The organism is Gordonia sp. IEGM753, from assembly GCF_050321825.1.
Lineage (GTDB): Bacteria > Pseudomonadota > Gammaproteobacteria > Pseudomonadales > Pseudomonadaceae > Aquipseudomonas.
The window spans coordinates 2,840,806-2,864,869 of record NZ_JBNQGB010000001.1; the positions used below are offsets into that span (position 1 = coordinate 2,840,806).

Annotated in this window: 23 protein-coding genes; 15 read left to right on the forward strand and 8 right to left on the reverse strand. The window is 57.4% G+C overall.

Annotated elements, in window-relative coordinates; genetic code table 11:
• Window positions 1-11: 11 nt before the first annotated feature.
• From nuoI to ACQR3R_RS12815, 12 genes are all read left to right on the forward strand, one after another.
• Window positions 12-557 carry an NADH-quinone oxidoreductase subunit NuoI gene (nuoI, locus tag ACQR3R_RS12760; protein ID WP_178076584.1) on the forward strand — a complete coding sequence of 182 codons (546 nt, stop codon included), beginning with the start codon at window positions 12-14 and terminating at the stop codon, window positions 555-557.
• Between the two features lie 9 nt (window positions 558-566).
• On the forward strand, window positions 567-1,070 hold the full coding sequence (gene nuoJ / locus ACQR3R_RS12765; protein ID WP_428272560.1) for an NADH-quinone oxidoreductase subunit J: 504 nt from the start codon (window positions 567-569) through the stop codon (window positions 1,068-1,070).
• A 3-nt stretch (window positions 1,071-1,073) separates the two neighbouring features.
• Complete coding sequence (gene nuoK / locus ACQR3R_RS12770) at window positions 1,074-1,382, forward strand: NADH-quinone oxidoreductase subunit NuoK (RefSeq protein WP_203481540.1); 309 nt, start codon at window positions 1,074-1,076, stop codon at window positions 1,380-1,382.
• Window positions 1,379-3,232 (forward strand): NADH-quinone oxidoreductase subunit L, encoded by a 1,854-nt coding sequence (gene nuoL / locus ACQR3R_RS12775; protein WP_428272562.1) that lies wholly within the window; start codon window positions 1,379-1,381, stop codon window positions 3,230-3,232. The genes nuoK and nuoL overlap by 4 nt, the downstream gene beginning before the upstream one ends.
• Window positions 3,233-3,272: 40 nt before the next feature.
• Entirely contained in the window at window positions 3,273-4,805 is a 1,533-nt protein-coding gene (gene nuoM, locus ACQR3R_RS12780) for an NADH-quinone oxidoreductase subunit M (RefSeq protein ID WP_428272563.1), read from the forward strand.
• Between the two features lie 7 nt (window positions 4,806-4,812).
• Window positions 4,813-6,276 carry an NADH-quinone oxidoreductase subunit NuoN gene (nuoN, locus tag ACQR3R_RS12785; RefSeq protein WP_428272564.1) on the forward strand — a complete coding sequence of 488 codons (1,464 nt, stop codon included), beginning with the start codon at window positions 4,813-4,815 and terminating at the stop codon, window positions 6,274-6,276.
• Window positions 6,277-6,509: 233 nt separating this feature from the next.
• Entirely contained in the window at window positions 6,510-7,709 is a 1,200-nt protein-coding gene (locus tag ACQR3R_RS12790) for a colicin E3/pyocin S6 family cytotoxin (RefSeq protein ID WP_428272565.1), read from the forward strand.
• A gap of 16 nt (window positions 7,710-7,725) precedes the next feature.
• Complete coding sequence (locus ACQR3R_RS12795) at window positions 7,726-7,977, forward strand: pyocin S6 family toxin immunity protein (protein WP_428272566.1); 252 nt, start codon at window positions 7,726-7,728, stop codon at window positions 7,975-7,977.
• Window positions 7,978-8,048: 71 nt separating this feature from the next.
• Window positions 8,049-8,432, forward strand: a complete 384-nt coding sequence (locus ACQR3R_RS12800) for a colicin E3-like toxin immunity protein (protein ID WP_428272568.1) — start codon at window positions 8,049-8,051, stop codon at window positions 8,430-8,432.
• Window positions 8,433-8,443: 11 nt separating this feature from the next.
• Window positions 8,444-8,701 (forward strand): colicin E3-like toxin immunity protein, encoded by a 258-nt coding sequence (locus ACQR3R_RS12805; RefSeq protein ID WP_428272569.1) that lies wholly within the window; start codon window positions 8,444-8,446, stop codon window positions 8,699-8,701.
• A gap of 32 nt (window positions 8,702-8,733) precedes the next feature.
• Window positions 8,734-8,943 carry a hypothetical protein gene (locus ACQR3R_RS12810; RefSeq protein ID WP_428272570.1) on the forward strand — a complete coding sequence of 70 codons (210 nt, stop codon included), beginning with the start codon at window positions 8,734-8,736 and terminating at the stop codon, window positions 8,941-8,943.
• A complete protein-coding gene (locus ACQR3R_RS12815; protein ID WP_428272571.1) occupies window positions 8,889-9,416 on the forward strand; it encodes a pyocin S6 family toxin immunity protein in 528 nt (175 codons plus the stop codon). Before ACQR3R_RS12810 ends, ACQR3R_RS12815 begins: the two co-directional genes overlap by 55 nt.
• Window positions 9,417-10,452: 1,036 nt before the next feature.
• On the opposite strand, the gene ACQR3R_RS12820 is transcribed toward ACQR3R_RS12815, so the two are convergent.
• From ACQR3R_RS12820 to ACQR3R_RS12845, 6 genes are read right to left on the reverse strand one after another with little or no spacing between them, the layout of a single operon-like run.
• Entirely contained in the window at window positions 10,453-12,195 is a 1,743-nt protein-coding gene (locus ACQR3R_RS12820; RefSeq protein ID WP_428272573.1) for a hypothetical protein, read from the reverse strand.
• Window positions 12,196-12,243: 48 nt separating this feature from the next.
• The gene (locus ACQR3R_RS12825) at window positions 12,244-12,516 is read right to left on the reverse strand and encodes a DUF2160 family membrane protein (RefSeq protein ID WP_428272574.1); all 273 of its coding nucleotides are present in this window, start codon (window positions 12,514-12,516) and stop codon (window positions 12,244-12,246) included.
• 10 nt (window positions 12,517-12,526) lie between these two features.
• The gene (locus ACQR3R_RS12830) at window positions 12,527-13,327 is read right to left on the reverse strand and encodes an ABC transporter permease subunit (protein WP_428272575.1); all 801 of its coding nucleotides are present in this window, start codon (window positions 13,325-13,327) and stop codon (window positions 12,527-12,529) included.
• An 8-nt stretch (window positions 13,328-13,335) separates the two neighbouring features.
• The gene (locus ACQR3R_RS12835; protein WP_428272577.1) at window positions 13,336-14,202 is read right to left on the reverse strand and encodes an ABC transporter permease subunit; all 867 of its coding nucleotides are present in this window, start codon (window positions 14,200-14,202) and stop codon (window positions 13,336-13,338) included.
• Complete coding sequence (locus ACQR3R_RS12840) at window positions 14,199-15,296, reverse strand: ATP-binding cassette domain-containing protein (RefSeq protein WP_428272578.1); 1,098 nt, start codon at window positions 15,294-15,296, stop codon at window positions 14,199-14,201. Before ACQR3R_RS12840 ends, ACQR3R_RS12835 begins: the two co-directional genes overlap by 4 nt.
• Window positions 15,296-16,390, reverse strand: coding sequence for an ATP-binding cassette domain-containing protein (locus tag ACQR3R_RS12845; protein WP_428272579.1), 1,095 nt, complete (start codon window positions 16,388-16,390; stop codon window positions 15,296-15,298). Before ACQR3R_RS12845 ends, ACQR3R_RS12840 begins: the two co-directional genes overlap by 1 nt.
• Window positions 16,391-16,819: 429 nt before the next feature.
• Between ACQR3R_RS12845 and ACQR3R_RS12850 the strand changes: the two genes are divergently transcribed.
• Window positions 16,820-18,658: a sigma 54-interacting transcriptional regulator gene (locus ACQR3R_RS12850; RefSeq protein ID WP_428272580.1), complete on the forward strand. Its 1,839-nt coding sequence runs from the start codon at window positions 16,820-16,822 to the stop codon at window positions 18,656-18,658.
• 544 nt (window positions 18,659-19,202) lie between these two features.
• Here the strand turns inward: ACQR3R_RS12850 and cysS are convergent.
• Together cysS and ACQR3R_RS12860 are read right to left on the reverse strand one after the other, a co-directional pair.
• Window positions 19,203-20,585: a cysteine--tRNA ligase gene (gene cysS, locus ACQR3R_RS12855; RefSeq protein WP_428272582.1), complete on the reverse strand. Its 1,383-nt coding sequence runs from the start codon at window positions 20,583-20,585 to the stop codon at window positions 19,203-19,205.
• Window positions 20,586-20,602: 17 nt separating this feature from the next.
• Window positions 20,603-22,300, reverse strand: coding sequence for a glutamine--tRNA ligase/YqeY domain fusion protein (locus ACQR3R_RS12860; protein WP_428272583.1), 1,698 nt, complete (start codon window positions 22,298-22,300; stop codon window positions 20,603-20,605).
• A 267-nt stretch (window positions 22,301-22,567) separates the two neighbouring features.
• Here ACQR3R_RS12860 and ACQR3R_RS12865 point away from each other — a divergent pair, with 267 nt between their 5' ends.
• Both ACQR3R_RS12865 and lpxH read left to right on the forward strand, forming a co-directional pair.
• Window positions 22,568-23,071: a peptidylprolyl isomerase gene (locus tag ACQR3R_RS12865; RefSeq protein WP_428272584.1), complete on the forward strand. Its 504-nt coding sequence runs from the start codon at window positions 22,568-22,570 to the stop codon at window positions 23,069-23,071.
• Between the two features lie 2 nt (window positions 23,072-23,073).
• Window positions 23,074-23,820 (forward strand): UDP-2,3-diacylglucosamine diphosphatase, encoded by a 747-nt coding sequence (lpxH, locus tag ACQR3R_RS12870; protein WP_428272585.1) that lies wholly within the window; start codon window positions 23,074-23,076, stop codon window positions 23,818-23,820.
• Window positions 23,821-24,064: the final 244 nt, after the last annotated feature.

Here is a 24,064-nt window from a genome sequence, read left to right on the forward strand (position 1 = left end):
GATAGAGAATCATGAAGTACATTTTTGACATCGTGCATGGCTTCTTCACCCAGCTTCGCAGCCTGGTGATGATCTTCGGCCATGCCTTCCGCAAGCGTGACACGCTGCAGTACCCGGAAGAGCAGGTCTACCTGCCGCCGCGCTACCGTGGCCGTATCGTCCTGACCCGTGACCCTGATGGTGAAGAACGCTGCGTAGCCTGCAACCTGTGCGCCGTGGCGTGCCCGGTGGGTTGCATCTCGCTGCAGAAAGCAGAAACCGAAGACGGTCGCTGGTACCCGGACTTCTTCCGCATCAACTTCTCGCGCTGCATTTTCTGCGGCCTCTGCGAGGAAGCCTGCCCGACCACCGCGATCCAGTTGACACCGGATTTCGAGATGGCCGAGTTCAAACGTCAGGACCTGGTGTACGAGAAAGAAGATCTGCTGATCTCCGGCCCCGGCAAAAACCCTGATTACAACTTCTATCGTGTTGCAGGTATGGCGATTGCCGGTAAGCCAAAAGGCGCCGCGCAAAATGAAGCCGAACCGATCAACGTGAAGAGCTTGCTGCCTTAAGGAAGAAAGATGGAATTCGCTTTCTATTTCGCATCGGGTATCGCTGTTGTGTCCACGCTTCGCGTGATCACCAACACCAACCCCGTGCACGCCCTGCTCTACCTGATCATTTCGCTGATCGCCGTGGCCATGACGTTCTTCGCCCTCGGGGCACCGTTCGCCGGTGTCCTGGAAGTGATCGCCTACGCTGGCGCCATCATGGTGCTGTTCGTGTTCGTGGTGATGATGCTGAACCTGGGCCCGGCCTCGGTTCAGCAAGAGCGCGTATGGCTCAAGCCCGGCATCTGGATCGGCCCGGTGATTCTCGGCGCTTTGCTGCTGGCTGAATTGCTGTACGTGTTGTTCAGCCATCCAAGCGGCGCCGCACTCGGTCACACCACTGTAGACGCCAAGGCCGTGGGCATCAGCCTGTTCGGTCCTTATCTGCTGGTGGTCGAACTCGCCTCGATGCTGCTGCTTGCTGCAGCCGTCACGGCGTTCCACTTGGGTCGTAACGAGGCGAAGGAGCAATAACTTATGCCTGCTATCCCCTTGGAACATGGCCTGGCGGTTGCCGGCATTCTGTTCTGCCTCGGTCTGGTCGGCCTGATGGTCCGCCGCAACATACTCTTCGTGCTGATGAGCCTGGAGATCATGATGAATGCCGCCGCACTGGCCTTCATCGTCGCCGGTAGCCGCTGGGGTCAGCCGGATGGACAGATCATGTTCATCCTGGTGATCAGCCTTGCGGCGGCCGAGGCCAGTATTGGCCTGGCGATTCTGTTGCAGCTGTATCGCCGCTTCCACACTCTCGATATCGACGCTGCCAGCGAGATGCGCGGATGAATCTTCTCTATCTGACTTTCGTATTCCCTCTCATAGGTTTCCTGCTGCTGTCGTTCTCACGCGGCCGCTTCTCGGAAAACCTGTCGGCGCTGATTGGCGTCGGTTCCATTGGCCTGTCTGCCATCGTCTCGGCTTACGTGATCTGGCAGTTCAAGGTCGCACCGCCTGAAGGTGGTCATTACACCCAGGTGTTGTGGCAGTGGATGGCGGTTGAAGGCTTCACGCCGAACTTCGCGCTGTACCTGGATGGCTTGTCGGTGACCATGCTCGGTGTGGTGGTTGGCGTCGGCTTCCTGATCCACCTGTTCGCCTCGTGGTACATGCGCGGTGAAGACGGCTACTCGCGTTTCTTCGCCTACACCAACCTGTTTATCGCCAGCATGCTGTTCCTGATCCTGGGCGACAACCTGTTGTTCCTGTACTTCGGTTGGGAAGGCGTGGGCCTGTGCTCGTACCTGTTGATCGGTTTCTACTACAGCAACCGCAACAACGGTAACGCGGCACTCAAAGCCTTTATCGTGACCCGTATCGGCGACGTGTTCATGGCCATCGGCCTGTTCATCCTGTTCCACCAACTGGGCACGTTGAACGTCCAGGAACTGCTGGTGCGTGCACCTGAGCACTTCAAGGTCGGTGACTTCTGGATTGTGCTGGCGACCCTGATGCTGCTGGGCGGTGCTGTCGGTAAATCCGCGCAACTGCCGCTGCAAACCTGGCTGGCGGATGCGATGGCCGGTCCAACCCCGGTATCGGCACTGATCCACGCTGCAACCATGGTGACCGCAGGCGTTTACCTGATTGCCCGTACGCACGGTCTGTTTGCACTGGCGCCGGACATCCTGCACCTGGTCGGCATCGTCGGTGGTGTGACCTTGGTGCTGGCAGGTTTTGCCGCACTGGTACAGACCGACATCAAACGTATCCTCGCTTACTCGACCATGAGCCAGATCGGCTACATGTTCCTGGCGCTGGGCGTTGGCGCTTGGGACGGCGCGATTTTCCACCTGATGACCCACGCCTTCTTCAAGGCGCTGCTGTTCCTTGCATCCGGTGCGGTAATCGTTGCCTGCCACCACGAGCAGAACATCTTCAAGATGGGCGGCCTGTGGAAGAAACTGCCATTGGCCTACGCAAGCTTCATCGTCGGCGGTGCGGCCTTGTCGGCCCTGCCACTGGTGACCGCAGGCTTCTACTCCAAAGACGAAATCCTTTGGGAAGCGTTTGCCAGCGGCAACCATGGTCTGCTGTACGCAGGTCTGGTCGGCGCGTTCATGACTTCGCTGTACACCTTCCGCCTGATCTTCATCGCCTTCCACGGTGAAGCGAAGACTGAAGCACACGCCGGTCACGGCATCGCTCACTGGCTGCCACTGTCGGTGCTGATCGTATTGTCGACCGCCATCGGCGCGATGATCGTTCCGCCACTGCACGGCGTGCTTCCTGAGAGCGTCGGCCATGCCGGCGGCGAAGCCAAGCACAGTCTGGAAATCGCCTCGGGCGCCATCGCCCTCGCCGGTATCCTGCTGGCCGCGCTGCTGTTCCTCGGCAAGCGTCGTTTCGTCACTGCAATCGCCAACAGCGGCATTGGCCGCTTCCTTTCGGCCTGGTGGTTCGCTGCCTGGGGCTTCGACTGGATCTACGACAAACTGTTCGTCAAGCCATACCTTGCGATCAGCCACGTACTGCGCAAAGACCCGCTCGACCAGACCATCGGTCTGATCCCGCGTATGGCCAAGGGTGGTCACACCGCCCTCAGCCGTACCGAAACCGGTCAACTGCGTTGGTACGCGGCATCGATGGCAGCCGGCTCCGTGCTGGTCATCGGCGCCATCGTGCTGGTAGCGGTCTGAATATGAACCTTGCGAACTTGCGAAAGGAATTGAGCCCGTCATGATTCTGCCTTGGCTAATCCTGATCCCCTTCATCGGCGGCCTGCTGTGCTGGATGGGTGAGCGCTTCGGCGCTACCCTCCCCCGCTGGATTGCGCTGTTGACCATGACCCTGGAACTCGCTCTCGGCCTCTGGCTGTGGGCCCACGGTGATTATTCATTTGCACCGGCGCCTGGCGCCGATCCGGTCTGGGCGCTTGAGTTCAAGCACATCTGGATCCAGCGCTTCGGCATCAGCGTGCACCTGGCCCTCGACGGCCTGTCGCTGCTGATGATCATGCTGACCGGTTTGCTGGGTATCCTCTCGGTACTCTGCTCGTGGAAAGAGATTCAACGTCACGTTGGCTTCTTCCACCTGAACCTGATGTGGATCCTGGGCGGCGTCGTCGGCGTGTTCCTCGCCCTCGACCTGTTCATGTTCTTCTTCTTCTGGGAAATGATGCTGGTGCCGATGTACTTCCTCATCGCGCTCTGGGGTCACAGTTCTTCGGACGGCAAGAAAACCCGTATCTACGCGGCGACCAAGTTCTTCATCTTCACTCAGGCGTCCGGCCTGATCATGCTGGTGGCGATCCTGGGTCTGGTGCTGGTCAACTTCAACAGCACCGGCGTGATTACGTTCAACTACGCCGACCTGCTGAAAACCAAGATGTCGCTCACCACCGAGTACATCCTGATGCTCGGCTTCTTCATTGCCTTCGCGGTGAAGCTGCCGGTCGTACCGTTCCACTCCTGGTTGCCTGACGCTCACGCCCAGGCGCCAACCGCAGGTTCGGTCGACTTGGCCGGTATCTTGTTGAAGACTGCGGCTTACGGTCTGCTGCGTTTCGCCTTGCCGCTGTTCCCGAATGCTTCGGCCGAGTTCGCGCCGATTGCCATGACCCTGGGTCTAATCGGGATTTTCTACGGCGCGTTCCTGGCCTTCGCCCAAACCGATATCAAGCGCCTGATCGCCTTCTCGTCCGTTTCCCACATGGGCTTCGTACTGATCGGCATCTACTCCGGCAGCCAACTGGCGCTGCAAGGCGCCGTGATCCAGATGCTGGCGCACGGTGTTTCGGCCGCGGCACTGTTTATCCTCAGTGGCCAGTTGTACGAGCGCACCCACACCCGCGACATGCGTGAAATGGGTGGTTTGTGGTCGAAGATTGCCTACCTGCCGGCGATCAGCCTGTTCTTCGCTGCTGCGTCGCTGGGCTTGCCGGGCACCGGTAACTTCGTCGGCGAGTTCCTGATTCTGATCGGCACCTTCGCCGCAGCACCATGGATTACTGCGATTGCCACGTCGGGCCTAGTGTTCGGTTCGGTTTACTCGCTGATCATGATTCACCGTGCCTACTTCGGCCCGTCCAAGTCGGACGCGGTGTTGCACGGCATGGATGCTCGCGAACTGATCATGGTGGTCGGTCTGGCGGTGCTGCTGATTTACCTCGGCGTGTACCCACAACCGTTCCTCGACACTTCTGCCGCAACGATGCATGGCGTGCAGCAGTGGCTGAGCACCGCCTTCACTCAACTCGCTTCGGCCCGGTAAGAGCGCTATGGAATTCACAACTCAACACTTTATCGCGCTGGCGCCGTTGCTGATCACCACCGTCACGATCATCGTGGTGATGCTGGCAATTGCCTGGCGCCGCAACCACTCGCAGACCTTCCTGATTTCCGTGGCGGGCCTGAACCTGGCGTTGCTGTCGATCCTGCCAGCCTTGAAGGTCGCGCCTCTGGCCGTGACCCCGCTGCTGCAAGTCGATAACTTTGCCCTTCTGTACATGGCGCTGATCCTGGTTGCCACCCTCGCTTGTGTAACCCTCGCCCACGCCTACCTCGGCGATGGCGGCTCGGGTTACCCGGGCAACCGCGAAGAACTGTACCTGCTGATCCTGATGTCTGCCCTCGGTGGGCTGGTTCTGGTCAGCGCGCAACACCTGGCCGGGTTGTTCATTGGCCTGGAACTGTTGTCGGTGCCGGTCTACGGTCTGGTGGCGTATGCCTTCTTCAACAAGCGCTCACTGGAAGCCGGCATCAAGTACATGGTGCTGTCGGCCGCCGGTTCCGCGTTCCTGTTGTTTGGTATGGCCCTGCTCTACGCCGACTCCGGCAGCCTGAGCTTTGTCGGTATCGGTCAAGCCATGGCGGCCACCGGCCTGCCAACTTCCTTGGCGCAAATGGGCTTGGGCATGATGCTGATCGGTCTGGCGTTCAAGCTGTCGCTGGTACCGTTCCACCTCTGGACCCCAGACGTTTACGAAGGTGCTCCAGCACCGGTGGCCGCGTTCCTGGCCACGGCGTCGAAAGTCGCGGTGTTCGCGGTGATGGTGCGTCTGTTCCAGATCTCACCGGCGGCGAGCAGCGGTGTACTGAGCGACGTGCTGAGCGTTATCGCAGTCGCGTCGATCCTGTTCGGTAACCTGCTGGCGCTGACCCAAAGCAACCTCAAGCGTCTGTTGGGTTACTCCTCCATCGCGCACTTCGGTTACCTGCTGATCGCCCTCGTGGCGAGCAAAGGCTTCGCCATGGAAGCCATCGGCGTCTACCTGGTCACCTACGTCATTACCAGCCTCGGCGCATTCGGCGTGATCACGCTGATGTCTTCGCCGTACAACGGCCGTGACGCCGACGCCCTGTACGAATACCGCGGCCTGTTCTGGCGTCGTCCGTACCTGACCGCCGTACTGACCGTGATGATGCTGTCGCTGGCCGGTATCCCGCTGACTGCAGGCTTCATCGGCAAGTTCTACATCATCGCTACCGGCGTCGAGTCGCACCAATGGTGGCTGGTCGGCGCCCTGGTACTGGGCAGCGCCATCGGCGTCTTCTACTACCTGCGCGTGATGGTCACCCTGTACCTGATCGAGCCAAACCTGCGTCGCCACGATGCACAACTGCATTGGGAACAGCGTGCAGGCGGCGTCATGCTGCTGGCCATCGCACTGGTCGCTTTCTTCCTCGGCGTGTATCCACAACCGTTGCTGACGCTGGTGCAGCAGGCTGTGCTGGCAGGTTGATCGCTTGAACGGTAATCGGTAGAAAACAACAACGGCACCTTCGGGTGCCGTTTTTCGTGGTGGGAGCGGGTTGCTCGCGAAAACAGTAGGCCAAATAAATACGCAAACGGCACCTGCAAAACAGAAAACGCCTATACCCATTCAAGATCTGTCCTACAGCCTTGATCACCCACGCTGGTTAGTGTCGCGCAGCCCCTTTAGGGCCTGTCGATGGACGAGCGAAAGGATGATCAGTGGCTGGCAACAAGGATATTCCCTGGGTTAAAAACCCACCCGCAGGCGACGGACATCACCTCTCCAATCGCCTCATGACCGCCACCGAACTGGCGGCGCGTGACGCCAGACAAACCGCCTATGAGGCGATGCTTGCAAGGCAACAAGCCTTCGAAGACAGCCTTCGGCTGCCTGAGCAAAAAGAGCAAATCGCCCGCAACGGCTGCGTCTTCGCCAAGTCCTGCAACCTGCCGGACGCCATCATCGATTACGCACATCCTTCAGGCAGGGTGCCCACCGAGAGCCTGAAGGATTACGGTGAAATCGCTTGGCTGGGGGCTCGCGAAGCAGACGATGCCGGCCTGCTGAACCTGGAAAAGATCGACGGCAATATCGCCGCACTCGGCATGGGCGCCCTCGCCCTGCGCGCACCGGCACTTGCAGCGCCAGCCATCGGATCAGGCACCGCAATCGGCGTTGCCGGCGCCACCGCACTGGCTGCGGTGGTCGCTGTGTTCTGGACGCCAAGCCTTGCGGACAGCGCCCTCTATTCTGAAGAACAGTTACGCGCCCTCAACCAGGCCCGTACTCGCGTTCGGCTGAATGTCGAACAGCAAGCCGACGGCAGTCTCAAGGGTTACGCGTTCTACACCGGAAAAAACCGCAGCTGGGAAATGGTAGATGTCGTGCAGTTCACTTTGCGCGGCACTCAGCAAGTGGCGAACCTTGGTGAAGGCGTCGAACTGATCTGGACGCCGGCCGTGGACGGCTCCGACATCCTCGGCATTCCAGCGTTGCAAGCTGTACCACAAGCACCGCGTATCTGGGTTTATCCGCCCACAGAACTCGCTGACAGCCTCATCGTTAATCCGATTCACCCGCCTGAGTACAAGGATTTCATTCTTGTGTTTCCGGTGGGTTCGGGGGTTAGGCCGGTTTATGTTGTTGTTAGCATGCCGGGAGATCATAAGTACTACGATATTCCGAAAACACTACCCGCTTATCCAGACACCTATAGTGTTAAATCAAAGGCTTCGGTTCAGGGTGGTGGAAAAAAGCGCGCGCGATGGCTAGATCGCAAGGGCCGGATTTATGAGTGGGACTCAAAGAGCAATGCTGTAGAGCGATATGACAAATTAGGGAACCATCTAGGAGAGTTCAATCACATTACGGGCGAACAAACAAAACCGGCAAAGCCGGGCAGAACGACCCCAAGATAACTGAAGAGAGAAAAACATGCGCCACCTATCCATCACCGGTTTCTATCCAGACGAAAAACAAGACGACTCATTACAGTTTGAGTTGACGATAACGGACCCCGCGTTAAATCAAGCACTTGCTCAACTGACGGAGTCAAAATCTTTAGAAGAAATAGAACCAGGCGAGCTTGAGCTCACGGACAGCCAAGTGAATCAAATTTCAAAACTCCTCAACGTGAACTTCCCTGAAGGCCTGGAGTACTTCATCGGCGCTCGCGCGCCATCCTGAATGCCTTAAGCCACAAAACGACATATGGCGTAGCCTTTTGAAGCCTTCCCGTCCGTACCAGCCGTCATGCGATGGCCGCACCTGATCATCATTTATGGGAGTTGTTAGCCCTTTTAACATCTTCGCGGGTATTCTCAACACCAAAGCAACAACCCCGGCCAAGAAGGATCGCAACATTAAAAAATATTTGTGAGGACGCTATGGGACTAAAAATCAGCTTGGAGTGGTACGACAAAGAATCCGAGTTGGGCGTCGGGGAGGAGATGTCGGAAGACTTTGGCGAGGACCCGGTTGTGTTGGATGCGCTAGGCATCCCCATTAAGAACAACATAAACAACGGGGGATTTAATGTCGAAGAAGATTGGGTCGCTCATCTTCAGCCTCATTTTCACCATGCCATCGACTTATCTGCCTACGACTATCAGGTAGCTTTTGTTTATCGTGACGTCTGGTAACGGGAGCAACAATGGGAATAAAAGTCAGATTGAACTGGTACGACAAGGAAACGGAAATAGGGGTTGGCAAGGAATTCTCCGTAGACCTCGGCGATGACGGCTCTGTAATCGAAGCATTGGGACTCATGTCGGAACCTGAGATCTACGACGGAGGATTTGACGTCTTAGCCGCATGGATTCCTGAGCTTCAACCTTTGTTCAACCATCACATTGATCCTGCCGTTTTTGATTACCAAGTCTCATTTAGATATCGTCACGTATGGCAGTAAACCGGGTTGATTTGAAAATGAGGTATTTAGTAATGGGTGTTCCGGAAGGCGAAGACTTCCCTACATTTGAAAAAGAAATCCCTATTGCGCTTACTGAGCTCGTGTTGATCATGGGTTGGAAAAATGATGAGGACCCATTGCATGATTACCTGCTAACAACACAACACATTGCCGGTATAGAAAAGGCATGTTTGATGGATCTTCCGAAACATCTCAATTTTTTCCTGACATCATTCGGCTGATGAGTATCGAAAACGGTGCTGCCAACCGGTGCGCCTCAACAGAAATACAGCGCCGTCGTAATCCAGCTGAATGCACTTCAGTTCGGATACTGCTTTGCATCGCGCGGCTTCAGATCAAAAGATCGCAGCCTGCGGCAGCTCCTACAGGGGCAACATTGCCTATCCGCGCTAACCCTCGAATGGAGGCTGCTGACGGCATCAGTGAATCTTTAAAGGAACACATGCGCTACCTATCCATCACCGGGTTTTACCCGGACGACAAACAAGACGACTCATTACAGTTTGAGCTGACGATAAAGGAACCCGCATTAAACGAGGCACTTGCTCAGCTGACTGAATCAAAATCTCTGGAAGATATAGAACCTGGAGAGCTTGAGTTGACGGGCAGTCAAGTGGCTCAAATTTCAAAAATCCTCAACGTGGACTTTCCCGAAGGCCTGGAGTACTTCATCGGCGCTTGCGCGCCATACTGAATGCCCCAACCACAAACCGGCCTTGTACCGAGATGCTCAACATGCATATTGTGGTCGGCCGATGAAATTCGGCGACTGAACTGACCTCATCGCTAGCAGGCTAGCTCCCACAGTAGATCTCTATTGCTCACAAAACCTGCCTTGCCCAGCTCCCACAGTAGATTTTTTGTTGCTCACAAAACCTGTGCCTTGCCCAGATTCAATGTGGGAGCTGGCCTGCCAGCGATGGGAACACCTCGGTCTGTCAGGAATCCTTGTTGAATGGGCGGGCCTCTTCGCTAGCAGGCTAGCTCCCACAGTAGATCTCTATTGCTCACAAAACCTGCCTTGCCCAGCTCCCACAGTAGATTTTTGTTGCTCACAAAACCTGTGCCTTGCCCAGATCCAATGTGGGAGCTGGCCTGCCAGCGATGGGCACACCTCGGTCGGTCAGGAATCCTTGTTGAATGGGCGGGCCTCATCGCTAGCAGGCTAGCTCCCACAGTAGGTCTCTGTTGCTCACAAAACCTGCCTTGCCCAGCTCCCACAGTAGATTTTTTTGTTGCTCACAAAACCTGTGCCTTGCCCAGATCCAATTGTGGGAGCTGGCCTGCCAGCGATGGGAACACCTCGGTCGGTCAGGAATCCTTGTTGAATGGGCGGGCCTCTTCGCTAGCAGGCTAGCTCCCACAGTAGATCTCTGTTGCTCACAGAACCTGCCTTGCCCAGCTCCCACAGTAGATTTTTGTTGCTCACAAAACCTGTGCCTTGCCCAGAACCAATTGTGGGAGCTGGCTGCCAGCGATGGGAACACCTCGGTCTGTCAGGAATCCTTGTTGAATGGGCTGGCCTCTTCGCTAGCAGGCTAGCTCCCACAGTAGATCTCTGTTGCTCACAAAACCTGCTGTGCCCAGCTCCCACAGTGGCTCCGCCGTGAGCACAAAACCTGAGTACGGCTACAAATCCTTGTGGGAGCTGGCTTGCCAGCGATGGCGCCGGAACAGGCACCATAAAAAACGGCACCTCACGGTGCCGTTCGCCTTTCACAGTTCAGCGCTTACTTACGCGCATCCGCCCACGATTTCAGCAGTTCGTTGTAGCTTACGGTTTCGCCTTTAGGCTTCTCGTTCGCCAGTTTAGGCTTTGGTGCGCCCGGTTGATCGAACCAGTATTGCGCGTCGCGTTCCGGGTTCATTTTCGGGCCGCACACCGGTTGCGCCTTGGAGCGTTCAAGCCGCGTCATGATTGCGTCCTGATCTTTCGCCAAGCCGTCCAGCGCCTGTTGCGGGGTTTTCTCGCCGCTGGCAGCTTCGGCGATGTGGCTCCACCACAGTTGTGCCAAGCGCGGATAGTCCGGCACGTTGGTCCCGGTCGGGGTCCATTGTACGCGGGCCGGGCTGCGGTAGAACTCCACCAGACCACCGAGTTTCGGCGCCAGGTCGGTCATGGCTTGCGAATTGATGTCCGACTCGCGAATCGGCGTCAGGCCGACAATGGTTTTTTTCAGCGATACGGTTTTCGAGGTCACGAACTGCGCGTACAGCCAGGCCGCGAGTTTCTGTTTCTCAGGCGTGGATTTCATGAACGTCCACGAGCCCACGTCCTGATACCCAAGCTTCATGCCCTCTTCCCAATACGGGCCGCGCGGTGAAGGCGCCATCCGCCATTTCGGCGTGCCGTCGGCGTTCATCACTGGCAGGCCAGGTTTGGTCATGTCGGCGGTAAACGCGGTGTACCAGAAAATCTGCTGGGCGATGTTGCCTTGGGACGGCACCGGTCCTGATTCGGAGAACGTCATGCCCGCCGCTTCCGGTGGCGCATAGGCCTTCATCCAGTCGACGTATTTCTGCGTCGCAAACACCGCCGCCGGGCCGTTGGTGTCACCGCCACGGGTCACGCTGGAACCGACCGGGTGGCAGTCCTCGACGCGAATGCCCCATTCGTCAACGGGCAAACCGTTAGGCAAGCCTTTGTCACCGCCGCCCGCCATCGAAAACCAGGCATCGGTGAAGCGCCAGCCCAGTGATGGGTCTTTCTTGCCGTAGTCCATGTGCCCATAGATGCGTTTGCCGTCGATTTCCTTGACGTCCTCACTGAAAAATTTGGCGATGTCTTCATAGGCGGACCAGTTCACCGGCACGCCAAGGTCATAGCCGTATTTTTCCTTGAATTTGGCTTTCAGCTCAGGCCGTTCGAACCAGTCTGCACGGAACCAGTAAAGGTTGGCGAACTGCTGGTCAGGCAATTGATAGATCTTGCCGTCGGGCGCGGTGGTGAAGGAAATGCCGATGAAATCCTTGATGTCCAGGGTCGGCGAAGTGAAGTCTTTGCCTTCATTGGCCATCAGGTCGGTGATCGACTCGGTCTTGCCGTAGCGGAAGTGCGTGCCGATCAAATCCGAGTCGTTGACCCAGCCGTCATAAATACTCTTGTCCGACTGCATCACCGTTTGCAGCTTCTCCACCACATCGCCTTCTTGCAGCAGGTCGTGGGTCAGCTTGATCCCGGTGATCTCGGTGAAGGCCTTGGCCAGCACCTTGGACTCGTATTCGTGGGTGGTCAGGGTTTCCGAGACCACTTTGATGTTCATTCCGCGAAATGGCTCGGCCGCTTTGATGAACCACTTCAACTCCGCCAATTGCTGTTCTGGCGTGAGGGTGGACGGCGTGAACTCACTGCCAATCCATTTCTTCGCGGCATCTTCATAGGCATCCGCCCAAGCTGCAGCGCTCAACCCGCTGAGTGCCAGCATGGCTGCCAATGAAACGCTATGTCGCAGCTTATTGTTTTTGTCGAACATAGAGACCTCCTATTTGAGTTTGGGAGCAACATTGCCGATCGATGTCGACTAGCCCCAGCGCATCACAGCCAACAGCCACACCAGGGACAACGCGGACGCTACCCAGATGCTCCAGTCGGTGGCGCCGATCACCAGTAAATGCAGGTAGGCGCTGCCGAGAAGACCGATAAACAGCCGATCGCCACGGGTGGTGGCAATCGGCAACAAACCTCGCCGAAGGATGCTTGGCGAATACAATTCCCAGGTCGTCATGCCCACCAGAATCAGGCCAATGACGATGAAGAACACTGCAGTGGGGACCGTCCAGCTCATCCATTCCATCATCTGTTCCTCAGACCCGGCCCAGGGCAAAGCCCTTCGCCACGTGGTTACGAACAAACCAGATCACCAGCACGCCGGGCAGGATGGTCAACACCCCCGCCGCCGCCAGTACGCCCCAGTCGATACCCGACGCCGACACTGTGCGTGTCATCACCGCCGCAATCGGTTTGGCGTTGACCGACGTCAGCGTTCGCGCCAGCAACAATTCGACCCAGGAAAACATGAAGCAGAAAAACGCCGTAACGCCGATCCCCGAGCCAATCAGCGGGATGAAAATCTTGACGAAAAACTTGGGAAAGCTATAGCCGTCGATGTAGGCCGTTTCGTCGATTTCCTTGGGCACGCCGGACATGAACCCTTCAAGAATCCACACCGCCAACGGCACGTTGAACAGGCAATGCGCCAATGCCACGGCGATGTGCGTGTCGAACAGACCGATCGAGGAATACAGCTGAAAAAATGGCAGCAGAAACACCGCCGGCGGCGCCATGCGGTTGGTCAGCAGCCAGAAGAACAAGTGCTTGTCGCCCAGGAAGCGATACCGCGAAAAAGCGTACGCCGCCGGCAGCGCCACGCTCAGCGAGATCACCGTGTTCAGGCTCACGTAGTACAGCGAATTGAGGTAGCCGTTGTACCAACTCGGGTCAGTGAAAATCACTTTGTAGTTGGCGATGGTGAAGTTCTGCGGGAACAGCGTCAGGCCACTGAGGATTTCGGTGTTGCTCTTGAACGACATGTTCAGCAACCAATAGATCGGCACCAGCAGGAACAGGATGTAAATCAGCAGCGGAATCAGCTTTCTTTTGCTCATGGCGGACCTCAGCGGTTGGCGTCAGAGTGAGTCATGGCGGTGAAGAACAGCCAGGACACCAACAGGATGATCAGGAAGTACACCAGCGAAAAAGCCGCCGCCGGGCCGAGGTCGAATTGCCCTACAGCCATCTGGGTCAGTGTCTGACTCAGAAACGTGGTGGCATTCCCCGGGCCACCGCCGGTCAGCACGAACGGCTCGGTGTAGATCATGAAACTGTCCATGAACCGCAGCATCACCGCGATCACCAGCACGTTTTTCAGCTTGGGCAACTGAATATGGCGGAACACCGCCCAGCTCGACGCGCGATCAATTCTCGCCGCCTGGTAATACACATCCGGAATTGCCCGCAGGCCGGAGAAACACAACAACGCCACCAATGAGGTCCAGTGCCACACGTCCATCACCAGCACGGTGACCCAGGCGTCCATCGTGTTGGCCGCGTAGTTGTAGCTGATGCCCATCGCGTTCAGGCTTGACCCGAGCAGGCCAATGTCGGCCCGGCCGAAAATCTGCCAAATCGTGCCGACCACGTTCCACGGGATCAGCAGTGGGATCGCCAGAATGATCAGCACCAGCGACGACCAGCGGCCCTTGGTCGGCATGGTCAGGGCGATGCCGATGCCCAGCGGAATTTCGATCAGCAGTACGCAGCCGGAATAGATGAACTGGCGCAGCAAGGACTCTTGCAAGCGAGGGTCCAGCAGCACCTGTTTGTACCAGTCGGCGCCGACAAAGTAGCGGCTCGACTGGTCGAAGATGTCCTGCACCGAGTAGTTGACCACGGTCATCATCGGGATCACCGCACTGAACGCCACCAGCAGAAAAACCGGCAACACCAGCCACCACGCCTTGTTGTTTTGCACCTTGTTCATGGCTGCACCTCCATCAAGTAATCATCGGCGTAGACCATCAACCACTGAGCCGGAAAACTGATGTACGCCGTGCCTGCTGGCACCGGTTTGTCTTCGGCCAGGCGCACTTTGAGCGGTGCACCGTCCAGGTTCAGGGTCATGATCTTGTAGGTACCGAGGTCCTCGACGTGTACGACCTGTGCCTTCATCGCGTCGTCAAACGGTTCGTCCCACACGTGCACGAACTCCGGACGGATGCCGACTTTCAAGGTTTTCCACGCCGAGGCGGCGATGCATTGCTGCTGCGCTTCAGACAGTGGCAAATGAGTCGACGCGAAGCCAACGCCACCCGGTTGCGGCTGCACCTCGATCAGGTTCATGCCGGGGCTGCCGATGAAATAGCCGACAAAGGTGTGGCTGGGGCGCTCGAACAGTTCACGCGGTGTGCCGAACTGCACGATCTGCCCGCCATACATCACTGCGATCTTGTCGGCAAAGGTCGACGCCTCCAGTTGATCGTGGGTGACGTAGACCATGGTGATGTTGAACTGCTCGTGAATCTGCTTGAGCTTGCGCCGCAACTTCCACTTCAGGTGCGGGTCGATCACCGTCAGCGGCTCATCGAACAGGATCGCCGAGACGTCATCGCGCACCAGGCCCCGGCCCATCGAGACTTTCTGTTTTTCATCCGCGGTGAGGTTGCGAGCCTTCTTGCTCAACAGGTTCTGCAGGTCGAGAACTTCGGCGATTTCCTGCACTTTGCTGTGAACCTTGGCCTCGCCCATGCCCTGATTGCGTAACGGGAACGCCAGGTTGTCGAACACCGTCATGGTGTCGTAGACCACCGGAAACTGAAACACCTGGGCGATGTTGCGTTTCTCCGGGGTCAGGTCATTGACCACTTTGCTGTCGAAAAGCACCTGGCCTTCAGAAGGGCTGAGCAGCCCGGAAATGATGTTGAGCAACGTCGATTTACCGCAGCCCGAAGGCCCGAGCAACGCATAAGCGCCGCCCTGCTCCCAGACATGGTTCATCTCGCGGATTGCATAATCCTCAGGTCCGCTCGGGGTGCTGGTGTAGCTGTGGGCGAGGTGTTGCAAACGAATTTCGGCCATCAGGCAACCCTCGCGATACGCCGGCCGGGCGCCTGGACCAAACGGCCCTGCGCGTCGAACACAAACAGTTTATGGGTTGGGATATAGATGCGGATCGGCGCATCGACGTCGTACTCGTGAACGCCGGGCAGGTGAAGCACCAACAGAAAGTGTTCGTTGCGCACGTGGAGGAAGGTTTCCGAACCGCTGATCTCGGCCACCTCGACCGTTACCGCCAGTTCGAGGTCATCGTCATTGCTTGGCACCAGCGAGATATGACTTGGCCGAACGCCAAACCGAAACTCGCCCTCGCCCACCGGCCGCAGGTCCACGTTTAACGGGAAGTGCACAAAATTGGCAAAACTGACTTCGTTGCCGGCGATGCGCCCCGGCATCAGGTTGATCGGCGGCTCGGAGAATAACTCTGCGGCCAGCACGGTTTGCGGCTGGTGATAAACCTCCGAGGACTTGCCGCTTTGAATCACCCGGCCTTCATGAAGAATCGTCGTGGTGCCGCCCAACGCCAGTGCTTCGTTCGGCTCGGTGGTGGCGTAAATGGCAATGGTATGGCGCGCCTTGAACAGCTCACGCATTTCCTGACGCAGTTCTTCGCGCAACTTGTAATCGAGGTTCACCAACGGCTCGTCGAACAGGATCAGTTCGGCGTCCTTGACCAGCGCGCGGGCCATGGCCGTGCGCTGCTGTTGACCACCGGAAAGTTCGAGGGGATGACGCTGCAGGAATTTTTCGATGCGCAGCATCTTCGCGGTTTCCAGCACTTTGCTCTGGATTTGTTCATTGGACACACCGCCCTGACGCAACGGCGAGGCGATGTTTTCAAAGACAGTCATGGTCGGGTAATTGATGAACTGCTGATACACCATCGATACGTTGCGCAAGCGCACCGGGCGTTGAGTGACATCAACCCCGTTCATCAGGATGCGGCCACTGTCAGGCTTATCCAGACCCGCCATCAGGCGCATCAAACTGGTCTTGCCGGATAACGTACGCCCCAGCAAAACGTTGAACGAACCGGGTTCAAAACTCAGGCACGCATCGTCGATCCAGTTCTGGCCCTCAACGGTACGGCTGACGTGCTCCAGGGTTAACGACATGGCTCGGCCTTTTTATTATTGGAGTCAAGCGACCGGAGCTACAGAGCGACATTCGTGCCAGAAATCGCAAGCCTTTGAACTGGCTTGAAAATCGTTGAAACCGAGGCAAAAGTACTTTCGATGATGAACAGAAATGAACAGCCGAGACTGAACAATTGAACACCTCGTCGGTTGACAATGAACAATTGTGAACAACACTCAATGGACTGTTGATGGCGCTCACGTAACGGGCTAAATCCCCGCATGGGTGGTTCGAACGCTAACCCTGCAGGAAACCGGTTTGCCGGTGATGGCGATTTCGATGACGCCATGTCCGGCCTTCCGGGCTCCTCCAGGGTTTCGGCGTATGAGCAACACCGGGGGCGCGATTCGATGTGAAAGTGAAATACCCATAACAACAATAAAAAGCTTGCTCAGAGATCGACTGCCATGGCCGTACCTGCCCCGCCGCTCTCCCACGACGCCATCATTCAGGACTCATGGTCTCGATGCCGTGCATTCGGCCTCAGCCATCAAAGCGCTCCGGCATTCGATCAACTGCCCGCTGGCGATATTGCACACTTGCTGGAGAGCCAGCATTCGCTGGTGCAAACCACGCATCAGGAAGTGCTGCCGTACTACGAGAACATCCTCAGCAACTCCAATTGCCTGATCATGCTCGCCGACAATCAAGGCCAGGTGCTGACGTCTTGGGGCACCCAGCGTTTTATCGAGCCAAAACTGACGCACGGCTTCAGTGCCGGCGCAAGCTGGATGGAGCGCAGCAGCGGCACCAATGCCATCGGCACTGCGCTGGCCTGCGAGCAGGCAGTGCACATCGAGCACGATGAACACTTCCTCAAGGCCAACCGGTTCATGACCGGTTCCGCCGCGCCAATCTTCGATGCCGAACGTAAAGTGATCGCGGTGCTGGACGTGTCCAGCGACAGTTACTTGCCGCCCTCCCACACGCTGGGGATGGTCAAGATGATGAGTCAGACCGTCGAAAACCGGCTGATCCTCAACCTGTTTCACGGCCAGCATTTTCAATTGACCTTCAACACCGGACTCAACAACCTCGACAGCCAATGGGCCGGGTTGCTGATTTTCGATGAAACCGGCCAAGTGCTCTCCGCCAATCGCCGGGCCGATAATCTGCTGGGCATCAGCCTGTCGCGAGTCAGTGTCGAAAGCCTGTTCAAGGTGTCGCTGCTGGAACTGCTGAATCAACCCGATGGCCTGCCCTTCGCCCTCCAGGCCTCTGGGCGTAACCGTTTTCAGTGCCTGTTGAAACGGCCGAGGCAGGTACCGATTCAGCCGCGAGTGTTTGCTGAACCGGCGGCACGGGCGCCGGCGGCCGATGGGATCAGCCTGCACACCTTGCATTTCGGTGACAGCCGCGTGGAAAAAGCCGTGCGTCAGGCCGAGCGATTACTGGAAAAGGACATCCCGCTGTTGATTCACGGGGAAACCGGGGTCGGCAAAGAAGTATTCGTCAAAGCCCTGCATCAGGCGAGCTCCCGAAGCAAACAGGCGTTCATTGCCGTGAACTGTGCAGCGATCCCCGCCGAACTGGTTGAATCTGAGCTGTTTGGCTACGAAAAAGGCGCATTTACCGGCGCCAATCAGAAAGGCAGCATCGGGCTGATCCGCAAGGCCGATAAAGGCACACTGTTTCTTGATGAGATAGGTGACATGCCGTTGCCGACCCAAGCGCGCTTGTTGAGGGTTTTGCAGGAACGCTGTGTGCAACCGGTGGGCAGCAGCGAGCTATTCCCGGTGGACATTCGCATCATCTCGGCGACCAATCGATCATTGCGCGAGCAAGTTCAGTTGGGGCGATTTCGGGAGGACTTGTACTACCGCATCGGCGGTTTGACCCTGGAGTTACCGCCGCTGCGAGAGCGCAGCGACAAACAGGCACTGTTCAAGCGGTTGTGGGAACAACACCGCGAACCGGCGCAATGGGCTGGGTTGAGTCGTGAAGTGATCGAGCTGTTCAGCCGTCATCCGTGGCCTGGCAATTTGCGTCAGGTCAGCAGCGTGATGCAGGTGGCATTGGCCATGGCCGAAGAACAACCGGTCCGCCCGGAGCATTTGCCGGATGATTTTTTTGTCGACCTGGAGATGGAACCGGTGGAAGCGTCGGAAACGCTGATGGTGGATGTCAATGATGCTGAAGATTTGAATCGGCAGTTGGCGGCCGCCGGGGGGAATATTTCGCACTTGGCACGAAGGCTTGGGGTTAGCCGTAATACGCTTTACAAGCGGTTGCGCCAGGCTGAGTGACGAGTAAACCGCGCTGGCGGTGTTCGGCTTCAGACCTTCGCTAGCAGGCTAGCTCCCACAGGGGATTGGCGTCGTACACAACATTCAAACATCACGAAAATACAATGTGGGAGCTAGCTCCCACAGGGGATTGGCGTCGTACACAACATTCAAACATCACGAAAATACAATGTGGGAGCTTGCTTCCACAGGGAATCGGCGTCGTACGCAACATTCAAACATCACGAAAATACAATGTGGGAGCTAGCTCCCACAGGGGATCGGCGTCGTACGCAACATTCAAACATCACAAAAATACAATGTGGGAGCTAGCTCCCACAGGGGATCGGCGTCGTACGCAACATTCAAACATCACGAAAATACAATGTGGGAGCTAGCTCCCACAGGGGATCGGCGTCGTACGCAACATTCAAACATCACGAAAATACAATGTGGGAGCTAGCCTGCTAGCGATGGCGTCAGGTCCGTCGACCAAGAATCCTGAGATCACCCAAAAAACAAAAACCCGCACAAGGCGGGTTTTGTTTTGTAGCGAATCACATGATCAGTCAGCCAGACGCCAGGTCGTACCGCCCTTGCCGTCTTCCAGCACCACGCCCATGGCGGTGAGCTGGTCGCGGATGCGGTCGGATTCGGCCCAGTCTTTACCAGCACGTGCCGCCAGACGCGCGGCAATCAGCGCATCAACCTGCGCCGCATCAACCCGGCCTTCAGCGCCAGCCTGCAGGAAGTCATCTGCCTCAAGCTGCAACACACCCAGCACACTGGCCAGCTCTTTCAAGCGAGCCGCCAGACCTGCCGCCGCATCGATATCGCTCTCGCGCAGACGGTTGATCTCGCGAACCATCTCAAACAGCACCGCGCAGGCTTCTGGCGTGCCGAAGTCGTCGTTCATCACCTGAGTGAAGCGCTCGACAAACGCTTCGCCACCGGCCCGTGCCACGTTCGGCAAGCCTTTCAACGCGTGGTAGAAACGCTCGAGTGCGCCTTTGGCGTCCTTGAGGTTGTCTTCCGAGTAGTTGATCGCGCTGCGGTAATGGCTCGACACCAACAAGTAGCGCACCACTTCCGGGTGGTATTTTTCCAGCACGTCGCGAATGGTGAAGAAGTTGTTCAACGACTTGGACATCTTCTCGCCATTGATGCGAATCATGCCGCAATGCATCCACGCGTTGGCGTAGGTCTTGCCGGTGGCCGCTTCGCTCTGGGCGATTTCGTTTTCATGGTGCGGGAACTCGAGATCGCTGCCGCCACCATGAATATCGAATGTCTCACCCAGGCAGCAGGTCGACATCACCGAGCACTCGATGTGCCAACCCGGACGGCCAGCGCCCCAAGGCGATTCCCAACTTGGCTCGCCCGGTTTAGTGGCTTTCCACAGCACGAAGTCCAGCGGATCCTGTTTGGACTCGTCGACTTCGATACGCGCGCCGATGCGCAGGTCTTCGATCTTCTTGCGCGACAGCTTGCCGTAGCCCATGAACTTGGCGACACGGTAATACACGTCGCCATTGCCCGGTGCGTAGGCGTAACCCTTGTCGATCAGGGTCTGGATCATGCTCAGCATGCCCGGAATATGATCGGTGGCGCGCGGTTCCATGTCCGGCTTGAGGATATTGAGGCGCGCCTCGTCCTCATGCATCGCAGTGATCATGCGCTCGGTCAACGCGTCGAACGGCTCGCCGTTCTCCTTCGCCCGATTGATGATCTTGTCTTCGATGTCGGTGATGTTGCGCACATAAGTCAGGTTGTAACCGCTGAAGCGCAACCAGCGGGTCACCAGGTCGAATGCCACCATGCTGCGGCCGTGGCCAATGTGGCAGTAGTCGTACACGGTCATCCCGCAGACGTACATGCGCACATTGTTGCCATCCAGCGGTTTGAAGACTTCTTTGCTCTTGGTGAGCGTGTTGTAAATCGAAAGCACGTTAGAGGTTCCTTGAATCACTGGCCCCACGAATCACGCAAGGTCACGGTACGGTTGAATACCGGAGCGCCCGGTTTCGAGTCCTTGATATCCGCGCAGAAGTAACCTTCGCGCTCGAACTGGAAACGGTCTTCCGGCTGTGCATTGCCAAGCGATGGCTCTGCACGACAACCCGTGAGAACTTGCAGCGAGTCAGGGTTGATGTTGTCCAGGAAACTGGCGCTGTCTTCGGCCTTTTCAGGGTTGGCCGAACGGAACAGGCGATCATACAAACGCACTTCACACTCGACGCTGGCCGCGGCCGGCACCCAGTGCACCACGCCTTTGACCTTGCGGCCTTCAGGGTTCTTGCCAAGCGTTTCCGGATCGTACGAGCAACGCAGTTCGACGATGTTGCCATCGGCGTCCTTGATCGCTTCGTCGGCACGAATCACGTAGCTGCCACGCAGGCGCACTTCGCCGGCAGGCTCCAGACGCTTGTAGCCTTTTGGCGGCTCTTCCATGAAGTCTTCACGGTCGATGTAGATTTCACGGGCAAATGGCAGAACACGCACGCCCATGTCTTCTTTCGGGTGGCACGCCAACTCCAGGTTCTCGACCTGGCCTTCCGGATAGTTGGTGATCACGACTTTCAGCGGACGCAACACGCACATGGCGCGCGGGGCGCTGTGGTCGAGATCGTCACGGATGCTGAACTCGAGCATGCCGAAATCGACCACGCCGTCGGAACGGTTGGTGCCGACCATTTCGCAGAAGTTACGAATCGATTTCGGCGTGTAGCCACGGCGGCGGAAGCCCGACAGCGTGGACATGCGCGGATCGTCCCAACCCTGTACGTGCTTTTCATCGACCAGTTGCTTGAGCTTGCGCTTGCTGGTGATGGTGTAGTTCAGGTTCAGGCGGCTGAACTCGTACTGACGCGGGTGCGCCGGTACCGGCAGGCTGTCCAGGAACCATTCGTACAACGGACGGTGGCTTTCAAATTCCAGGGTGCAGATGGAGTGGGTAATGCCTTCGATGGCGTCCGACTGACCGTGGGTGAAGTCGTAGTTCGGGTAAATGCACCACTTGTCACCCGTCTGGTGGTGATGCGCATGCCGGATGCGGTACATGATCGGGTCGCGCAGGTTCATGTTCGGCGAGGCCATGTCGATCTTGGCCCGCAGTACACGTGCGCCGTCCTGGAATTCGCCGGCCTTCATGCGGGCGAACCAGTCGAGGTTTTCTTCGACACTGCGATCACGGAAGGGGCTGTTCTTGCCCGGCTCGGTCAGCGTGCCGCGGTATTCCTTGGCCTGTTCCGGGCTCAGGTCGTCGACGTAGGCCTTGCCAGCCTTGATCAATTCCACCGCCCAGTCGAACAACTGATCGAAATACTTGGAGGCATAGCGCACTTCACCGGACCATTCGAAGCCCAGCCACTTGATGTCGCTTTCGATGGCGTCGATGTATTCCTGGTCTTCCTTGGCCGGGTTGGTGTCGTCGAAGCGCAGGTGCGTGACACCGCCAAATTCCTGGGCCAGGCCGAAGTTCACGCAGATCGACTTGGCGTGACCGATGTGCAGGTAACCATTGGGCTCAGGCGGAAAACGAGTAACGATCTGCGTGTGCTTACCCGAGTCCAGGTCCGCCTGGATGATCGGGCGCAGGAAATTGACCGGCACGGCAGGGCCGGTCTTGGAATTCGAGGTAGGGTCGACAGTGGGCTTGCTCATAGGATCCTTGAACGTACAAGTGCGCGGCCGCAGGTGAGGGCCTGACAAAACAAAGCCGCTATCATAGCCGATGCCGTCAAGCGCCTGACAGAGTGCGCTTGCAAACGGTCGTATTTAATCGGTTGCAAATGAAAAACAGCCTCGAAATTCACGCTCGGCACGCTAAACTGCGCAACTGGATTGATACAGACCAGATCGGTTGCGGGCCGTAATGCCCCGAAACCCACGAATTCATATAAAACGCATCTCCCAAAAGAGTCCACGATCATGACCCAAGTCAAACTGACCACCAACCATGGCGACATCGTCCTGGAACTGAACGCTGAAAAGGCACCGATCACCGTTGCCAACTTCATCGAATACGTTAAGGCCGGCCACTACGAAAACACCGTTTTCCACCGTGTGATCGGTAACTTCATGATCCAGGGCGGCGGTTTCGAGCCAGGCATGAAAGAAAAGAAAGACAAGCGTCCAAGCATCCAGAACGAAGCTGACAACGGTCTGCCGAACGAGAAGTACACCGTGGCCATGGCCCGCACCATGGAACCGCATTCGGCTTCCGCCCAGTTCTTCATCAACGTAGCTGACAACAGCTTCCTCAACCACAGCGGCAAGACCACTCAGGGCTGGGGCTACGCAGTATTCGCCAAAGTTGTATCCGGCACTGACGTTGTCGACAAGATCAAAGGCGTTTCCACCACCATGAAGTCTGGCCACCAGGACGTTCCAGCAGACGACGTGATCATCGAGAAAGCCGAGATCATTGAGTGATATTGCTGATTTCAGATTTACATCTGGAAGAGGAGCGCCCGGACATTACCCGGGCGTTTCTGGATTTGCTCGCCGGACGCGCCCGCTCGGCGAGTGCGTTGTACATCCTGGGCGACTTTTTCGAGGTGTGGATTGGCGATGACGCCATGACGCCTTTCCAGCGTTCCATCTGCCAGGCCCTGCGCGATCTCAGCGACAGCGGCACGGCGATCTTTCTGATGCATGGCAATCGCGACTTCCTGCTCGGCAAGGCCTTCTGCAAACGGGCCGGCTGTACGCTGCTGAAGGACCCGAGTGTGGTGCAGTTCAACGGCGAGCCAGTGCTATTGATGCACGGCGACAGCCTGTGCACCCGCGACGAGGCTTATATGAAGCTGCGTCGCTACCTGCGCAACCCGATTACCCTGTTCATCCTGCGCCACCTGCCGTTGCGCACTCGCCATAAACTGGCCCGCAAGCTGCGCAGTGAAAGCCGCGCGCAGACGCGGATGAAGGCCAATGACATAGTGGATGTCACACCCGAAGAAGTGCCGCGAATCATGCAGCAATATGGCGTGAAAACGTTGATTCATGGCCACACTCACCGCCCGGCCATCCATAAGTTGCAGATCGGCGAGCAAGCAGCCAAGCGCATTGTGTTGGGGGATTGGGATCGTCAAGGCTGGGCGTTGCAGGTGGATGAAAGCGGTTTTTCGTTGGCGCCGTTTGATTTCGCACCGCCACCGCAGTTGGCAGCCCCCGCTCACTGACAACCTGACGCGAATCCCTGTGGGAGCGAGCCCGCTCGCGATGGCGTTAATTCAGTCAACATCATCGTCGCTGTTAGACCGCTATCGCGAGCAGGCTCACTCCCACATGGGGTCCTGTTCCAGCCACAGATTCCGTGTACCACGTAATCCCCTGTGGGAGTTGGCAGCCCCCGCTCACTGACAACCTGACGCGAATCCCTGTGGGAGCGAGCCCGCTCGCGATGGCGTTAAATCAGTCAACATC

Bases quoted from the DNA above. Each gene is read 5' to 3' on its own strand.
- nuoI (WP_178076584.1), top strand. From the start codon at position 12: ATGAAGTACATTTTTGACATCGTGCATGGCTTCTTCACCCAGCTTCGC.
- nuoJ (WP_428272560.1), top strand. From the start codon at position 567: ATGGAATTCGCTTTCTATTTCGCATCGGGTATCGCTGTTGTGTCCACG.
- nuoK (WP_203481540.1), top strand. From the start codon at position 1,074: ATGCCTGCTATCCCCTTGGAACATGGCCTGGCGGTTGCCGGCATTCTG.
- nuoL (WP_428272562.1), top strand. From the start codon at position 1,379: ATGAATCTTCTCTATCTGACTTTCGTATTCCCTCTCATAGGTTTCCTG.
- nuoM (WP_428272563.1), top strand. From the start codon at position 3,273: ATGATTCTGCCTTGGCTAATCCTGATCCCCTTCATCGGCGGCCTGCTG.
- nuoN (WP_428272564.1), top strand. From the start codon at position 4,813: ATGGAATTCACAACTCAACACTTTATCGCGCTGGCGCCGTTGCTGATC.
- ACQR3R_RS12795 (WP_428272566.1), top strand. From the start codon at position 7,726: ATGCGCCACCTATCCATCACCGGTTTCTATCCAGACGAAAAACAAGAC.
- ACQR3R_RS12800 (WP_428272568.1), top strand. From the start codon at position 8,049: ATGGCCGCACCTGATCATCATTTATGGGAGTTGTTAGCCCTTTTAACA.
- ACQR3R_RS12805 (WP_428272569.1), top strand. From the start codon at position 8,444: ATGGGAATAAAAGTCAGATTGAACTGGTACGACAAGGAAACGGAAATA.
- ACQR3R_RS12810 (WP_428272570.1), top strand. From the start codon at position 8,734: ATGGGTGTTCCGGAAGGCGAAGACTTCCCTACATTTGAAAAAGAAATC.
- ACQR3R_RS12815 (WP_428272571.1), top strand. From the start codon at position 8,889: ATGTTTGATGGATCTTCCGAAACATCTCAATTTTTTCCTGACATCATT.
- ACQR3R_RS12820 (WP_428272573.1), bottom strand. From the start codon at position 12,195: ATGTTCGACAAAAACAATAAGCTGCGACATAGCGTTTCATTGGCAGCC.
- ACQR3R_RS12825 (WP_428272574.1), bottom strand. From the start codon at position 12,516: ATGGAATGGATGAGCTGGACGGTCCCCACTGCAGTGTTCTTCATCGTC.
- ACQR3R_RS12830 (WP_428272575.1), bottom strand. From the start codon at position 13,327: ATGAGCAAAAGAAAGCTGATTCCGCTGCTGATTTACATCCTGTTCCTG.
- ACQR3R_RS12835 (WP_428272577.1), bottom strand. From the start codon at position 14,202: ATGAACAAGGTGCAAAACAACAAGGCGTGGTGGCTGGTGTTGCCGGTT.
- ACQR3R_RS12840 (WP_428272578.1), bottom strand. From the start codon at position 15,296: ATGGCCGAAATTCGTTTGCAACACCTCGCCCACAGCTACACCAGCACC.
- ACQR3R_RS12845 (WP_428272579.1), bottom strand. From the start codon at position 16,390: ATGTCGTTAACCCTGGAGCACGTCAGCCGTACCGTTGAGGGCCAGAAC.
- ACQR3R_RS12850 (WP_428272580.1), top strand. From the start codon at position 16,820: ATGGCCGTACCTGCCCCGCCGCTCTCCCACGACGCCATCATTCAGGAC.
- ACQR3R_RS12860 (WP_428272583.1), bottom strand. From the start codon at position 22,300: ATGAGCAAGCCCACTGTCGACCCTACCTCGAATTCCAAGACCGGCCCT.
- ACQR3R_RS12865 (WP_428272584.1), top strand. From the start codon at position 22,568: ATGACCCAAGTCAAACTGACCACCAACCATGGCGACATCGTCCTGGAA.